We start from the raw sequence: 14450 nt of genomic DNA, 5'->3' as shown, positions 1-14450 counted from the left end.
CCCTCGTCACAGGAGCCGCTATGCAACTCAGTATCACCGATAAGGTAACACCGCAGGATCTGGATGAAGTCCGTCTGGGGCTGAATGCGTTCAACAGCAAATTTATTAATGTTGATGAGATCAAATCGATTGGGGTGTTTATCTGCGATGAGCAGGGCAGGAAGCAGGCGGGGCTGACCGGCTCAACCGCCGGCAACTGGCTGCGAATCGACATGCTGTGGGTGAGTGATACGTTGCGCGGGCAGGGCGTCGGTAGCCGGTTAATCAGGGCGGCAGAGCAGGAAGCGCGCCAGCGCGGTTGCCGTTTCGCTCAGGTCGATACCGCCAGTTTTCAGGCTCGTCCTTTCTATGAAAAGCTCGGCTTCACCCTGCGTTTCAGCCTTGACCACTATCCCCGCCAGCATCAGCGGCATTATCTGACCAAAGCTTTGTGATCAGAACAGCGGCTGCTGGCGCAAATCCAGCGGCTGCTGTTCTGCTTCATCAATCGCAGCCAGCCAGCTTTGCAGCGTCACTTTTTTCCACGACAGATGACCACGGGTGGTGCTCATCAGCACCACATCGGGTCGCAGCGTGCGGTAAAACTCCAGCGTCTGGCTCAGCTCCGCCGGATTGCTGTCCGGCACCAGCACGGTAACCCACCGGTCATGCGCCCGCGTCACCGTATCGCCGACAAACAGATAGGTCAGGCCGAGTGGCGAATGATAAAGGAAGCTGCTGCTGCCCGGCGTATGGCCCGGCGTGGGCAGCAGCTGGAAATTGCCGAAATGGGTCTCCTGCTGCGAAAACGTATCGTCAGGCTCCACGAAACGGCTGATCGGACCCAGCGAGCGGCTGTGACAGTAAAGCGCACTGCTGAAACGTTGCTGAATCAGCGCGGCACCCGGTGCAGACTCATGCCAGTGCGTCAGATAGTGGCGGATTACTCCGCCGGTATCGGCGATCACTTCATGATCGAGCGGATTTTCCACCCGGCCAATCAGCAGATTACCGCGCGGGTGACGCAGCATAAACCCATGCATCATCAGGTCGTTAACGGTATCTTCCACCGGAAATTCCGGGGTTGAGATCCACAAATCGTCATACAACGGCTTCAATGTCGATCTCCTGAAACGTTTTTTATCCGCGCAGGACGGGATGCCCGGTCGCTTGCAAATGGGCGTGCCCCTGACTGACCTGTAAGCTGGCACTGGCCCCTAAAGGCAGGGTTACGGTGTCAGCCGCATGGCCAAACGCTAACTCGCTGATCACCGGCAAGCCGCAGGTGTCGCGCAGCCGTTGCCAGACGGTGCTGAAATCAAATCCGTTGTCATATTCTGACAGGCCGGTACTGGTAAAGCTGCCGGTGACGATGGCGCGCTGGCGGGCCAGAATACCGCTCTGTTGCAGCTGAATCAGCATCCGTTCAATGCGGAACGGGTGCTCATTCACATCCTCGATCACCAGAATGCCGTTTTCGACCTGTGGCATCCACGGCGTACCGATCAGCGAACAGATCATCGCCAGGTTACCGCCCCACAGCGTACCCTGCCATTCGCCCTGATCCGGCGATTCGCTCTGCCAGTCTACGTTGACTGTAGGTGATGTCAGCGCCTGCCAGAAGTGCTGCAGGGTAAATTCAGATAAAGTCGTTGCGCCAAAATTGCCGGCCAGCATCGGCGCGCTGAAACTGATCAAGCCTACCTGCGCCAGCAGGGCGAGCTGGATCGCCGTGAAATCGCTGTGGCCGCTCAGCGCCAGTGGCTGATTCAGCAGGCGACGCTGCAGTCCCACGTAATCGATCGCGTCCAGTAACCGGCTGGCACCGTAGCCGCCGCGCACCGCCAGCACCACATCGGGCAGGGTGCTGAGCGTAGCCAGCTGGTTGATATCCGCCAGCCGCTCGGCGTCAGTGCCGGCAAAGCGCTGGAAACGGCGGGTAATCACCTGCTGGTTATCAACCTGATGGCCCGCCGCGCGCAGCCGTTCAACGCCAAGCAGGGCTGCAGGCTGATTGTGACAGTAACCGGACGGGGAGATAAGACGGATTGAACGTGAAATCATCATACTTTCCTGCTGTTAGCGCACCTGACTCAGGCCGATGATGACGAAAAGCGCCGCTGAAGTCACGGTACGGAAAGCGAATTACTGCATTTAGGATAAACGGTAATTTTGCTCTGAGTCTGTCTGGGTATGATAGCATTCGCCACTTCTGCAACGAGATGAAAAATTGCTGAAATTCCGACACCTTATCCTGTCAGCGTTATTCCTGACCGGCTGTGCCAGCGAGCCGTCGCATCATGCTGTTAAACAGCGGAATACGCCGTTAACCCAGGCACCGCCCTCCAGCGTCAATGATGCCTGGTCGATGTTTACCGAAGATGCCGCCAGTCATTATGGTGTTGATGAGAAGCTGATCAGCGCCATTATTAGTGTCGAGTCGGGTGGGAATCCGGGTGTGGTCAGCCGCTCTAATGCCGTCGGGCTGATGCAAATCAAAGCCTCTACTGCGGGTCGCGAAGTCTACCGAACGCTCGGACGCCGCGGACAGCCTTCCAACGCTGAGCTGCGCGATCCGGCGAAGAATATCGATATCGGCACCGCCTATATCCGCATCCTGCAGGACTCCGCCCTGTCGGGCATCCGCGATCCGCTGACGCTGCGTTATGCCACCATCGTCTCTTATGCCAACGGCGCTGGCGCACTGCTGCGCACCTTCTCGCGCGACCGCGATCGGGCGATTGCGATGATTAATGCGATGTCGCCGGACGAGTTTTATCAGCATGTGCAGAATAAACATCCGGCGGCTCAGGCACCGCGCTATCTGTGGAAAGTGACCACCGCTTATCGCACCATCTGATGATCCGTCCGGCGGAGTTCACTGATGGACCCGCCGGGCGACACGCTGCTTAGCCGCGTCAGCAGGCCAGCAGCTGCCGCGCCGTCGGATAATCGACAATCAGCACATTGATATAACCGCCGCGCAGCGCGCCCCGGATCGCCTGGGCTTTCTCTGTTCCACCCGCCAGCGCCACCACCTGCGGACACCGCTTCACCTGCGCCAGTTCCATACCGATGACTGGATCTTCTTCAGCCTGCAATACCGGCTGCCCACTGGCGTCGAAATAGTGCAGACAGATATCGCCGACCGCGCCGCGCGCTGCCAGGGTCCGGAGCATCTCGCCATCGTAATAGTTGCCGGAATTGCGCAGCAGCGCCGACGGCTCGAGATCGCCAATCCCGACGATGGCCAGATCGACCTGATCAAATTTACCCAACACCTCCGCCACTTCAGCATTGGCCGACAGCCGCTGGCGATCGCTGACCGATCGTTCAATCGACTGCGAGGGCAGCAGCCAGGCCGGGCAGTTGAGCAACGCCGCCAGGTTTTGCGTCAGAATAGTCGCCTGCACATTGCCGTTCGCGCCGACCCCACCCAGCAGCTGGATCACCCCTTTGCAGGAGCTGTTCAGCGGATGCAGCGCATCGACCATCGCCCGGATGGTGCCGCTCCACGATGAAATGCCAATCAGTTCATCATCCCGCAGGCGAGTCTCAAGATAGTGCGCCGCCGCCGATCCAATCGCCTGCTTAATCTGTAAGGTCGAGGCCTGATCCGGCACATCCACCACGATCGCCTGCGGCAGGCCGTAGGTCTGCTCAATCGCTTTCTCCAGTTCAGGAAAAACATTGGCTGGCGGAACCACGCTGATCTTAACCACGCCCTCTTTGACGCTGCGGTTAAGAATGCGTGAGACAAACGACTGCGATAACTTCAGTGACTGCGCAATCTCTGACTGCTTGAGCCCTTCAACGTAGTAAAGGGTGGCAATCTTAACCATCAGTCGCTGTTCATCCTGTTTTGCCATCGGTTTTTCCCTCTCTGATTCTGCCCGGTATTGTTAACCAGGATCGCCAAAATCACAACGCAGGTTAATTTGTGATCGTTTTCGCTTTTTAGTGATCGCGCATTGGACGGCGTGTCGCCGCCGGTGCATAGTCATTATGCATATAAAATCGCGTGTGAATATATATTCAAGCGGAGAAAAATAATGACTCGTCCTCTGATCAAACTGACCCTGCTGGCTTCAATCATCGCTTTCTCATCCTCGGTGCTGGCAGCGGAAACCGGGCTGCTGGCGATTATCACCCCGTCACACGACAACCCCTTCTTTAAAGCGGAGGCGGAAGGCGCGTTAGCCAAAGCCAAAGAGCTGGGATACACCACGCTGGTGGCCTCGCATGATGATGACGTCAACAAACAAAACCAGCTGATTGAAACGGCGATCGCCCGCAAAGCCAAAGCGATCATTCTGGATAACGCCGGTGCCGATGCCACGGTCGGGCCGGTGCAAAAAGCCAAAGATGCCGGTATCCCGACCTTCCTGATCGACCGGGAGATCAATAAAACCGGCATTGCGGTGGCGCAGATCGTCTCGAATAACTATCAGGGCGCGCAGCTGGGGGCTGAGAAATTTGCCAAATTGCTGGGCGGTAAAGGGGACTACGTTGAACTGCTCGGCAAAGAGTCCGACACCAACGCTGGCGTGCGTTCGCAGGGTTACCACGACGTGCTGGATGATTACAGCGAGATGAAAATGGTGGCTCAGCAGAGCGCCAACTGGAGCCAGACTGAAGCCTTCAGCCGGATGGAAACCATTCTGCAGAAGCACCCCAATATCGTCGGGGTGATCTCCGGCAACGACACCATGGCGCTGGGAGCTGAAGCCGCGCTGAAAGCCGCCGGCAAAACCGCGGTAATCGTGGTGGGCTTTGACGGCAGCGACTACACCCGCGACTCGATTATCAATAAAGGCAATATCAAAGCCACGGTGCTGCAACCGGGCTGGGATCAGGCGCAGATGGCGGTCAGTCAGGCCGACTACTACCTGAAAAATGGCAAAGCGCAGAAAGAGGAGAAGCAGCTGATGGACTGCGTGCTGATTGACGACAGCAACGCCGCCAGACTGAAAAACTTCAACCTGGCGAAATAATCATGAAACGGATACTGGCGGTATTAACCGGGATGGCGCTGCTCAGCGCCTGTACCGTGGTGGATCTGGATGCAAACGGTCAGCCGATTCTGCCGAAAGATCCGCAGGCGAAACCGGGTTATGCGACTCAGACGCCGCAGCAAATCGCGGAGGAAAGCTGGCAATCACGGGTGATGGACACCGCCAACAGCCATGCGCTGAGCTGGGCTGATATGCAAACCAAAAGTCAGACGGTGAAGGCGGGCGGCCGTGAAAGCGTGTTTGTCCGGGCCAGCGGCACGGTCAGCGCACTGAATGACAGCAATCCGCGTGAGCGTATCCTGACCCTGATACTGAACGGCAAACCGGTTGAAGTCAGCGTCGGGCCGGTGCTGCGCAGTAATGCAATCCGCGATGCCGCCGGTTTTCGTTTTGAAGAGTTTACTAATCAGGTGCAGTACGCCCAGCTGACCCGGGCGCTTAATCGCCATGCGGTGAAGCAGCTGCCGACGCTGGACGCCAGCTGGGTCAACCAGCCGGTACAGGCGCTGCTGGCGGTGAGCATCGGACACGGCAGCGTTGATGAGGTGGTGGCAGTCGAACTGAAGCGGGGGACGCCCTGATGGACGATGAGATCATTCTGCGGGCTGAGCAGATTTCAATGCTGTTTCCCGGCACGCTGGCGCTGGATCGCGTCGACTACCGGGTATGGCGTGGCAAAGTTAACGTCATCATTGGTGAAAACGGTGCCGGTAAATCGACCCTGATGAAAATTCTTGCCGGCGTGCAGCAACCCACCGCCGGTGCGCTGTTTCTCAACGGCGCGCCGCTGACGCTCAGCAGCACCCGCGACGCCGCACGGCACGGCATCGGTATGGTGCATCAGGAACTCAATCTGTTTGAGAACCTGACGGTGGCGGAAAATCTGTTTCTGGGACGCGAACTGCAGCGTGGCTTAGCGCCGATTAATGAGGCGGAGCAGGCACGTCGCACCGCGGCACTGATGGCGCGTCTCGACCAGCCGATTTCGCCCAATGAACGGGTCGGTAACCTGAAAGTCGGTCAGCAGCAGCTGGTAGAGATCGCCAAAGCGCTGGCCGAAGATGCGGACATTCTGATCCTCGATGAACCGACTTCGGCGCTGAGCAAAACCGAAGTGGAGATCCTGTTCCGGGTGATTCGCGATCTGACGCAGCAAGGGGTCTCAATCATCTACATCTCGCACCGGCTGGAGGAGCTGATGGCGATTGGCGATGTCATCACCATCCTGCGCGATGGCCGTTTCCAGGCCGAAGCGCCGGTCAGCAGCATCGACGTGCCGTGGATTGTGCGGGAAATGCTGGGCAGCGAGCCGGTCACCACTTTTCTGCCGGAATCACGCCAGTTCGGGGCCCCGATGCTGGAAGCGCAACACATCACCTGCGTCAGCCCGAACGGCAATACGCTGGTCGATGATGTCAGCTTCCAGGTGCGGGCCGGTGAAATTGTCGGCATCTATGGCCTGATGGGGGCCGGCCGTACCGAGCTGTTTGAGTGCCTGCTGGGCAGCCAGCGCAACTACCTGGGCAAGCTGTGGCTCGACAGCAAACCGCTGCCAACCCGCCTGCCGACTGCGGATCGCATCCGGATGGGCATGAGTCTGGTGCCGGAAGACCGTAAGCGGTCAGGGATTTTTCCGGTTTCCTCGGTGGCGAGTAACCTCACCATCGCCAGCCTGTGGCGGCGGCTGTCGCACCGTTTTGCCATTGCTCATCAGCAGGAGCAGCAGGCGGTGAGTCAGACGGTGGGCAATCTGGCGATTAAGATCTCCTCGCCGGAGGTGGCAATCAGCGCCCTGAGTGGAGGCAACCAGCAAAAGGTGGTGATTGGCCGCGCGTTGCTGACCAATCCGCGCCTGCTGCTGCTGGATGAACCGAGTCGCGGCATTGATGTCGGGGCAAAAGCGGAAGTGTTTCGCATGATGGTGGCGCTGTCGCAGCAGGGTATTGCGGTGCTGTTTTCCACTTCCGATCTGAAAGAGATCATGGCGGTAGCCGACCGCATCCTGGTGATGTCGGGCGGCAAACTTACGGCTGATCTTCCGCGTGAGCAGGCGGAAGAGGCAGCGCTGGTAAAAGCAAGTGCGCAGGGGTTCTGAGCATGAAAAGCAATAACAGCGTGGCGCTGGCCACACTTCCCGCTAAAGCGTTTAACTCGCGTGAAAATTTTTTGCTGCTGTTACTGAAGCTGCGCACCTTTATTGCGCTGATTCTGATCGTCGGGTTCTTTGCTATTACCGTGCCGGATTTTCTGGCGGTCGGCAGCCTGGTGATTATGGTGAAACACATTGCCATCAACGCTTTTCTGGCGCTCGGCATCACCTTCGTCATTATCACCGCCGGCATTGACCTGTCGATTGGTGCCACGCTGGGGCTGTGCGGCATGATCGCCGGCTGGCTGATCACCAAAGGCATTGTGTTACCGATGTTCGGCATTGCGATCTTCCCCAGCGTCTGGCTGATTGTGCCGTTTGTTCTGCTGGTCGGCGCGCTGATCGGTGCTGGCAACGGCTGGATTATCACCCGCTATAACGTTGCGCCGTTTATCTGCACCCTCGGCACCATGTATATCCTGCGCGGCGCGGCAATGCTGACCTCGGGCGGAGAAACTTTTCCCGGCCTGCAGGGTAATCCGCTGCTCGGCAACACCGGTTTCGATCAGATTGGTGCCGGTCATTTTCTTGGCTTGCCCTACGCCATCTGGATGATGGTGCTGCTGGCGCTGGTGATTGCTTATGTCGCGCGCCGCCTGCCGTTTGGACGCCAGGTTTACGCCATCGGTGATAACGAACGCGCCGCCGAGCTATCGGGGGTGAAAACCCGTCAGGTCAAAATACTGGTCTATACGCTTTCCGGCTTCTGCGCGGCGATTGCCGGCATTGTGGTCTCATCGCAGCTGGTCGCCAGCCACCCGGCCAACGGTACTGCATTCGAGATGAACGCCATTGCCGCGGTGGTGCTGGGCGGCACTTCGCTGGCGGGCGGGCGCGGCACCATTGTCGGCACGCTGATTGGGGCGTTTGTGATTGGCTTCCTGGCGGACGGATTGATCATGATGGGCGTCAGTGAGTTCTGGCAGATGGTGATTAAAGGCATCGTGATCATCATTGCGGTGATCATCGATCAGACCCAAAGCCGGATGCAGCAAAAAGCGGCCGTGGTCGCGCAAAAAGCACTGATAGAGGAGGGCGCGCCACTCAAACCTTAATCGTTCTGTCTGCTTACTGAGCCGGCGATCAGCGGATAACCCGCAGGTGAATCCGATATTCCGTGTCCATCCGCCGCCACAACAGCCAGCAGCCATAAAGCAGGCCTGTTTTGCCGGCCGCTTTGCACGCCATTTTTTTTAACCCTTGTGAATATTTATTCATAAACGATTTAAAATTCAGAGGTAGCGTATGAATCCTTTCACTCTTCCGGTAGACGATCTGAAGCGCAGAGCACGAGCGATCCGTCGTCGTATTATCCAGCTTAACGCGGGCAGTCCGGCGGGGGGACATACCGGAGCCGATCTGTCGCAGGTAGAGATCCTCACGGCGCTCTATTTTCGCATTCTCAACTGCGCGCCGGATCGCACCGATGACCCGCAGCGTGACATCTACATCCAGTCAAAAGGGCACGCGGTCGGCGGTTACTACTGCGTGCTGGCGGAGGCGGGCTACTTCCCGACCGACTGGCTCGCCACCTATCAGCATGCGGATTCCCATCTGCCCGGGCATCCGGTACGGCAAAAAACCCCTGGAGTTGAACTGAATACCGGCGCACTGGGACACGGGCTGCCGGTGGCGGTCGGGATTGCCATTGCGGCGAAGAAAGACCGCAGCACGCGCCGCATTTTTGTAGTCACCGGCGACGGTGAGCTGGCGGAAGGCAGTAACTGGGAGGCGGCGCTGGTGGCGGCCCATTACGGTCTCGACAACCTGATCATCATCAATGACAAGAACAAGCTGCAACTGGCGGGCGCGACCCGCGAGATCATGAACACCGATCCGCTGCCGGAAAAATGGCGTGCTTTTGGACTGGAAGTCACCGAGTGCAACGGCAATGACATGGCGGCGGTGGTTGAAACCATCGAAAGCCTGCCGCAGAACGGCAAACCGCAGGTGATTGTGGCGCATACCGAGAAGGGATTTGGCGTCTCCTTTATCCAGAGCAAAGCCGAGTGGCATCACCGGGTACCAAAAGGGGCGGAAATTGAGCAGGCGCTGGAGGAGTTAAAAGATGAGTAATGCACAACATTTAGCCAGTGTAATGGTAACGGCCTTTATTGACGCGGTGAATCGCGGCGTGGATCTGGTGCCGGTGGTGGCGGATTCGACCTCAACCGCCAAAATCGCGCCGTTTATCAAGGCATTCCCCGATCGTTTAATCAACGTCGGCATTGCTGAGCAGACGCTGGTCGGCACTGCGGCAGGCCTGGCGCTGGGCGGTAAAATTGCTGTCACCTGCAATGCCGCACCGTTTCTGGTGTCGCGGGCCAATGAGCAGGTGAAAGTCGACGTCTGCTACAACAACACCAACGTCAAACTGTTCGGCCTGAATGCCGGTGCCAGCTATGGCCCGCTCGCCAGTACCCATCACAGTATCGACGACATCGCGGTGATGCGCGGCTTCGGCAATATTGAGATCTACGCGCCCTCCTGTCCGTTGGAGTGCCGCCAGATTATCGACTATGCGCTGGCGCACGTCGGGCCGGTCTATATCCGTCTGGATGGCAAAGATCTGCCGCAATTGCACGATGAAAGCTACCAGTTCAGGCCGGGGCAGATCGACGTATTACGCGAAGGTCATGACATTGCGCTGGTGGCGATGGGCTCCACGGTTCACGAGGTGGTTCACGCGGCTGAGCAACTGGCTGAGCAGGGGATTTCAGCCGGTGTGATCGCGGTTCCATCGATTCGACCCTGTGATACCCAACAGCTGCGCAACCTGTTAAATCACTACCCAGCGGTAATCAGCGTTGAAGAGCATAACGTCAATGGCGGTGTCGGCAGCCTGGTGGCTGAGGTGCTGGCGGAAGGCGGCTGTGCGATTCCGCTGCTGCGGCTCGGTATTCCGGATGGCGAATATGCCATTGCCGGCGATCGCGCCTCAACCCGAGCCCACCATGGCATTGATGCCAGCAGCGTGGTTAACAGTGCAGCGCGTATCTGCGCAGGAGCGTAACGATGGTGGGACCCCTGATCCTGGCGATTGATGAAGGCACCACCAATGCCAAAGCGATTGCGGTTGATCGTTCTGGCAGCGTAGTGGCGCGCGGTAGCCAGGCGTTAACGCTGGCGCATCCGCAACCGGGGCTGGCGGAGCAGGATCCGCTGGCGATCTGGCAGGCAGTAAAGCAGGCGATCGCGCAGTGCCTGGCGTCCTGTGGCGGGGCCAGCGTGGCGGCGGTGGCGATCAGTAATCAGCGTGAGTCGGTGCTGATCTGGCAGCGCCACGACGGTCAGCCATTGACGCCGCTGGTGAGCTGGCAGGATCGGCGCTCCGAGCCGTTCTGCCGGGATTTACATCAGGCGGGTAAAGCGCCCCGTATCACCGGCCTGACCGGGCTGGCGGTCGACCCGATGTTCCCGGCTGCCAAGCTGACCGGCATGCTGGCAGCTATCCCTGACGGCGTGGCGCGTGCCGAAGCGGGTGAACTCTGTATTGGCACCGTGGACAGCTGGCTTAGCTGGCAGCTCAGCGCGGGCGAGACCTTTATTACCGATCATGCCAATGCTTCACGCACCCAGCTCTACAGCCTGCATCTTAACGACTGGGACGATGAGTTGCTGGCGCTGTTCCGGCTGCCGCGCGCCGCGCTGCCGCGTATTGTCGCCTCCGCCAGCGAACAGGGCGTGGTCGCGGTGAATGATATTGCGGGCTTAGCGCCGGGCACGCCGATTCTGGCACGCATCGGCGACTCCCACGCCGCGCTGCAGGCACAACGGCGTGGCACAGCGGAAGTGGTAAAAGCCACTTACGGCACCGGATCGTCGCTGATGATGTCAATGGCGACGCCGCTGCTGACCGAAAACGGCCTCAGCACCACGGTGGCCTGGCATGACGGCACCCTGCGTTTTGCGTTCGAAGGCAACATCACCCACACCGGTTCCGGCGCGGCGTGGCTCGGCAGCATGCTGGGGGTTCAGGACCCGCGTCAGCTCACCGCGCTGGCGCAAACCAGTGAAGATAATCAGGGCATCTATTTTGTGCCGGCGCTCTCCGGGCTGGGCGCGCCCTGGTGGGATTTGCAGGCACGCGGCATGGTGTGCGGCCTGACGGATGCGGCCACCCCGGCGGTACTGGCGCGGGTGGCGCTGGAGTCGATTGTCTGGCAGATCGCCGACGTCTTTTTTGCCATGGAACAGGCCAGCGGCCAGCAGCTGCCAGCGTTGTGTGTTGATGGCAGTGCCACCGAAAACAGCTGGCTGATGCAGCTGCAGGCGGATGTGTTGCAGCGCCCGTTGCTGCGGGCCCCGACCGCCGAAGTCTCGGCGCTGGGAGCCGCGCTGCTGGCGGGTAAAGTACTGGGCTGGTGGCAGCAGGGCAGTGATATGCAGGCGTTGCAGGGCGGCAACGTAATCGCGCCACGTGAGGCGTATGCGCAGCGGATGCAGGAAAACTATAAAGGCTGGATCGACGCCGTCGCTCGCTGTCGTTATCAGCCACATTAACCCTTTCGGAGCAGAGCCATGTCAAAACTACCTCAGCAGTTAACCTTCGGCGTCATTATTGGCAACCGCGGGTTCTTTCCCAGCTATCTGGTGGGTGAGGCGCGCCAGCAGGCGGTCGCGCTGTTTGAAAAAATGAACATCAATACGGTGATGCTGGATGAGAGCCAGACCAATCTCGGCGGGGTGGAGACCCGGCAGGAAGCCAAAATCTGCGCCGAACTGTTTCGCCAGCACCGGGATGCCATTCACGGTGTGGTGGTGTTGTTGCCTAACTTTGGTGACGAAAAAGCGATCGCAGAGGCGTTACGCCTCGCCGGTTTGAATGTGCCGGTACTGGTGCAGGCCGAGGAAGATAACCTCGACAAAATGGGGCTGGCGACCCGCCGTGACAGCTTCTGCGGCAAAATATCGCTGTGCAACAACCTGCGGCAATATGGCATTCCCTTTAGCCTGACCCGTCAGCACGTCTGCGCCCTGAGCAGTGAGATTTTCATGCAGGATCTGCAACGGTTCAGCCAGCTCTGCCGGGTAGTCAATGCGATGCGGCGGGTGCGGGTGGGGGCCATCGGTGCCCGGCCCGCCGGATTCAATACCGTGCGCTACAGCGAAAAGCTGCTGGAGAAGATGGGTATTGCGGTCGAAACGCTCGATCTGTCGGAGATTTTCACCCGTACCAACCGGCTGCGTGATGATGATATCCGCGTAGCGGAGAAGCGCGAGATTCTCGAAGCCAACGCCGATGCGCGCGGCATACCGGGCGAAAAACTGCAAACCATGGCGAAACTGTTCGTGGTGATCAGCGAGTGGGTCAGTGACAACGATATCGACACCACCGCGATTCAGTGCTGGACTTCGCTGCAGGAAAATCTCGGCATTAACGTCTGCTCGATCATGAGCGTCATGTCGGGACAGCTGATGCCAAGTGCCTGCGAAGTGGATGTCATGGGGGCGCTGTCAATGTATGCCCTGGCCAGCTGCTCGCTGAGTCCCGCCTCGCTGGCGGACTGGAATAACAACTTTGGTGACGATCGCGATAAATGCGTGCTGTTTCACTGCGGCAATTTTGCCAGCGCCAGTCTGGAATCGCCCACTATGGGCACGGCCGACATTATTGGCACCACGGTAGGCAAAGAGAACACCTGCGGTGCGGTGCATGGTCGGATGAAAAGCGGCGATCTGACCTATTTCCGTCTCTCGACTGATGATTTCAGCGGCGAAATTAAGGCCTACGTCGGCGAAGGCCTTTCAGTAGAGGATCCGCTGGATACGGTGGGCTGTCGCGCCGTGATTCAGGTGCCACAGCTGGAGTCATTGCTGGCGTGGATTTGCCGTAACGGTTTCGAACATCATGTGGCAATGAACCACTCCGCCACGGCAGAGGTGTTACAGGAGGCGTTCAGCCAGTATCTGGGCGTCAGCTGTTACCGCCATCAGTAGCTCAGTGCCGGTACGCGAGGAGAGCGTCAGCAGGACAGAGGTGGCTCGCCTGGCCCACGTTGGACCGCGCGGGCCGGGCGAGTACAGGCGCGGATGATCTTCGCCGGCCTTGCCGTTAAGCAGCGGGAAGGCCGGCATCGGCGAGAAAACCGGCTTAGCGCGCCATTCTGCGTACCTCGCCATCCTCATTGTCCACCGCCACCAGATCCACCGGCGGCAGATTACCGCCGCTGAACTCGACCTGACGGATCGGGAAGGCAAAGCGAATGTTGCGCTGTTCCAGCGCTGCCATCAGCTGCAGGTTAATCTCCTGCTGGATATCCATGTACTTGTTGTAATCGGCGTCCAGCACAAAGTAGACCACTTCAAAGGTAAGCTTCGAATCTTCAAACGCCAGGAAATGGGCACGGTCGAAGCGGGTGGTCTCAACGCTCTGGATAATCTCTTTTACCAGCGGACTGATTTCACGCACCTGCTCAGATGGCGTGGCATAGCTGATACCGAACTTAAACACGATGCGGCGCTGCTGCATGCGCTTGTAGTTATGAATCGTCTGCTGCAACAGAATGGTATTTGAGCAGACAATCTGCTCGCCGCTCAGGCTGCGCAGGCGGGTGGTTTTCAGGCCAATATGCTCAATCGAACCGGCAATATCACCAAACACGATGAAGTCGCCGTGCTCAAACGGTTTATCGAAACCGATGGCCAGTGAAGCGAAGACATCACTGAGTACCGTCTGAATCGCCAGCGCAATGGCGATACCCCCGACGCCGAGACTGGCAACCAGCGCGGTAATGTTGATGCCCATATTCGACAGAATGGCGAGGAACATCATGATCCACACCACCACGCGCAGCAAAATACCGAGGATCACCGTGGTGACCGGATTGCGCACGTGCAGCGGATCGCGCAGCAGGCTGTGCAGCCAGAGCCGTATGCCGCAGTCGATCCACAGCGCCAGCTGAACGATCAGCGCCAGGAACCAGCCGTGCGATATCGCTACGCGCCACGAGGCGGGTAAATCGACAAATTTCAGCGCGATAAGCAGCGAAAAAATCAGCAGCAGGGTCTGACTGGTGCTGCGCAGAATTTCCACCAGGATGCCGGTGGCCCGAATATGGCGATGTTCGCTATAGCGGGCAATACGGTTAGAGATAAACCGGATCAGGGTACGCAGCAGCCAGTAAATGACGAGGGTAGCGACGATGACGATGGCACTGTTGAGCCAGAAAGATTGATTAAACAGAATGGATTGAAAATGACGTGAAGAAAGCCAGTTTTCCATTGGGGAGATACTCCTTGCTGGGTTCCGGTTTAAAAGAAAACAAGCAAGAAGCATAGCCTGGATGCGGCGCAACTGTGCGGCG

At 58.5% G+C, this 14450-nt stretch carries 14 protein-coding genes; 10 read left to right on the top strand and 4 right to left on the bottom strand.

The window, feature by feature from the left end:
* The first annotated feature begins 20 nt into the window (after positions 1 to 20).
* A complete protein-coding gene (locus ACLIBF_RS13145; protein ID WP_031374496.1) occupies positions 21 to 434 on the top strand; it encodes a GNAT family N-acetyltransferase in 414 nt (137 codons plus the stop codon).
* On the opposite strand, the gene ACLIBF_RS13140 is transcribed toward ACLIBF_RS13145, so the two are convergent.
* On the bottom strand, positions 435 to 1097 hold the full coding sequence (locus tag ACLIBF_RS13140) for an MBL fold metallo-hydrolase (RefSeq protein WP_031374497.1): 663 nt from the start codon (positions 1095 to 1097) through the stop codon (positions 435 to 437).
* A 22-nt stretch (positions 1098 to 1119) separates the two neighbouring features.
* Entirely contained in the window at positions 1120 to 2043 is a 924-nt protein-coding gene (gene ldcA, locus ACLIBF_RS13135; protein WP_031374498.1) for a muramoyltetrapeptide carboxypeptidase, read from the bottom strand.
* Between the two features lie 166 nt (positions 2044 to 2209).
* On the opposite strand from ldcA, the gene emtA reads away from it, so the two are divergent.
* Positions 2210 to 2839 (top strand): membrane-bound lytic murein transglycosylase EmtA, encoded by a 630-nt coding sequence (gene emtA / locus ACLIBF_RS13130; RefSeq protein ID WP_084227875.1) that lies wholly within the window; start codon positions 2210 to 2212, stop codon positions 2837 to 2839.
* A gap of 58 nt (positions 2840 to 2897) precedes the next feature.
* On the opposite strand, the gene ACLIBF_RS13125 is transcribed toward emtA, so the two are convergent.
* The gene (locus tag ACLIBF_RS13125) at positions 2898 to 3848 is read right to left on the bottom strand and encodes a sugar-binding transcriptional regulator (protein ID WP_031374500.1); all 951 of its coding nucleotides are present in this window, start codon (positions 3846 to 3848) and stop codon (positions 2898 to 2900) included.
* 183 nt (positions 3849 to 4031) lie between these two features.
* Here ACLIBF_RS13125 and ACLIBF_RS13120 point away from each other — a divergent pair, with 183 nt between their 5' ends.
* The 8 genes from ACLIBF_RS13120 (at position 4032) to ACLIBF_RS13085 (ending at position 13083) form a co-directional block, all read left to right on the top strand.
* Complete coding sequence (locus ACLIBF_RS13120; protein ID WP_069729181.1) at positions 4032 to 4973, top strand: D-ribose ABC transporter substrate-binding protein; 942 nt, start codon at positions 4032 to 4034, stop codon at positions 4971 to 4973.
* Between the two features lie 2 nt (positions 4974 to 4975).
* Positions 4976 to 5575: a DUF2291 family protein gene (locus ACLIBF_RS13115; protein WP_031374502.1), complete on the top strand. Its 600-nt coding sequence runs from the start codon at positions 4976 to 4978 to the stop codon at positions 5573 to 5575.
* Positions 5575 to 7089 carry a sugar ABC transporter ATP-binding protein gene (locus ACLIBF_RS13110; protein WP_159223636.1) on the top strand — a complete coding sequence of 505 codons (1515 nt, stop codon included), beginning with the start codon at positions 5575 to 5577 and terminating at the stop codon, positions 7087 to 7089. The genes ACLIBF_RS13115 and ACLIBF_RS13110 overlap by 1 nt, the downstream gene beginning before the upstream one ends.
* 2 nt (positions 7090 to 7091) lie before the next feature.
* A complete protein-coding gene (locus ACLIBF_RS13105) occupies positions 7092 to 8198 on the top strand; it encodes an ABC transporter permease (RefSeq protein ID WP_031374503.1) in 1107 nt (368 codons plus the stop codon).
* Between the two features lie 190 nt (positions 8199 to 8388).
* Positions 8389 to 9219, top strand: coding sequence for a transketolase (locus ACLIBF_RS13100; protein ID WP_069729182.1), 831 nt, complete (start codon positions 8389 to 8391; stop codon positions 9217 to 9219).
* The gene (locus ACLIBF_RS13095) at positions 9212 to 10156 is read left to right on the top strand and encodes a transketolase family protein (RefSeq protein ID WP_031374505.1); all 945 of its coding nucleotides are present in this window, start codon (positions 9212 to 9214) and stop codon (positions 10154 to 10156) included. The genes ACLIBF_RS13100 and ACLIBF_RS13095 overlap by 8 nt, the downstream gene beginning before the upstream one ends.
* 2 nt (positions 10157 to 10158) lie before the next feature.
* Positions 10159 to 11646, top strand: a complete 1488-nt coding sequence (locus ACLIBF_RS13090; RefSeq protein WP_448309939.1) for an FGGY family carbohydrate kinase — start codon at positions 10159 to 10161, stop codon at positions 11644 to 11646.
* An 18-nt stretch (positions 11647 to 11664) separates the two neighbouring features.
* On the top strand, positions 11665 to 13083 hold the full coding sequence (locus ACLIBF_RS13085) for an L-fucose/L-arabinose isomerase family protein (RefSeq protein WP_031375303.1): 1419 nt from the start codon (positions 11665 to 11667) through the stop codon (positions 13081 to 13083).
* A 154-nt stretch (positions 13084 to 13237) separates the two neighbouring features.
* Here the strand turns inward: ACLIBF_RS13085 and ACLIBF_RS13080 are convergent, their stop codons facing one another.
* On the bottom strand, positions 13238 to 14368 hold the full coding sequence (locus ACLIBF_RS13080) for a mechanosensitive ion channel family protein (protein WP_031375304.1): 1131 nt from the start codon (positions 14366 to 14368) through the stop codon (positions 13238 to 13240).
* Positions 14369 to 14450: the final 82 nt, after the last annotated feature.

It is taken from the genome of Pantoea sp. PGP6 (assembly GCF_053474785.1).
This window is presented reverse-complemented; position numbering and strand designations above follow the sequence as displayed.

Excerpts from the sequence above, each read along its gene's own strand:
- ACLIBF_RS13145 (WP_031374496.1), top strand. The coding sequence starts at position 21 with ATGCAACTCAGTATCACCGATAAGGTAACACCGCAGGATCTGGATGAA.
- ldcA (WP_031374498.1), bottom strand. The coding sequence starts at position 2,043 with ATGATTTCACGTTCAATCCGTCTTATCTCCCCGTCCGGTTACTGTCAC.
- ACLIBF_RS13125 (WP_031374500.1), bottom strand. The coding sequence starts at position 3,848 with ATGGCAAAACAGGATGAACAGCGACTGATGGTTAAGATTGCCACCCTT.
- ACLIBF_RS13120 (WP_069729181.1), top strand. The coding sequence starts at position 4,032 with ATGACTCGTCCTCTGATCAAACTGACCCTGCTGGCTTCAATCATCGCT.
- ACLIBF_RS13115 (WP_031374502.1), top strand. The coding sequence starts at position 4,976 with ATGAAACGGATACTGGCGGTATTAACCGGGATGGCGCTGCTCAGCGCC.
- ACLIBF_RS13110 (WP_159223636.1), top strand. The coding sequence starts at position 5,575 with ATGGACGATGAGATCATTCTGCGGGCTGAGCAGATTTCAATGCTGTTT.
- ACLIBF_RS13105 (WP_031374503.1), top strand. The coding sequence starts at position 7,092 with ATGAAAAGCAATAACAGCGTGGCGCTGGCCACACTTCCCGCTAAAGCG.
- ACLIBF_RS13100 (WP_069729182.1), top strand. The coding sequence starts at position 8,389 with ATGAATCCTTTCACTCTTCCGGTAGACGATCTGAAGCGCAGAGCACGA.
- ACLIBF_RS13095 (WP_031374505.1), top strand. The coding sequence starts at position 9,212 with ATGAGTAATGCACAACATTTAGCCAGTGTAATGGTAACGGCCTTTATT.
- ACLIBF_RS13090 (WP_448309939.1), top strand. The coding sequence starts at position 10,159 with ATGGTGGGACCCCTGATCCTGGCGATTGATGAAGGCACCACCAATGCC.
- ACLIBF_RS13085 (WP_031375303.1), top strand. The coding sequence starts at position 11,665 with ATGTCAAAACTACCTCAGCAGTTAACCTTCGGCGTCATTATTGGCAAC.
- ACLIBF_RS13080 (WP_031375304.1), bottom strand. The coding sequence starts at position 14,368 with ATGGAAAACTGGCTTTCTTCACGTCATTTTCAATCCATTCTGTTTAAT.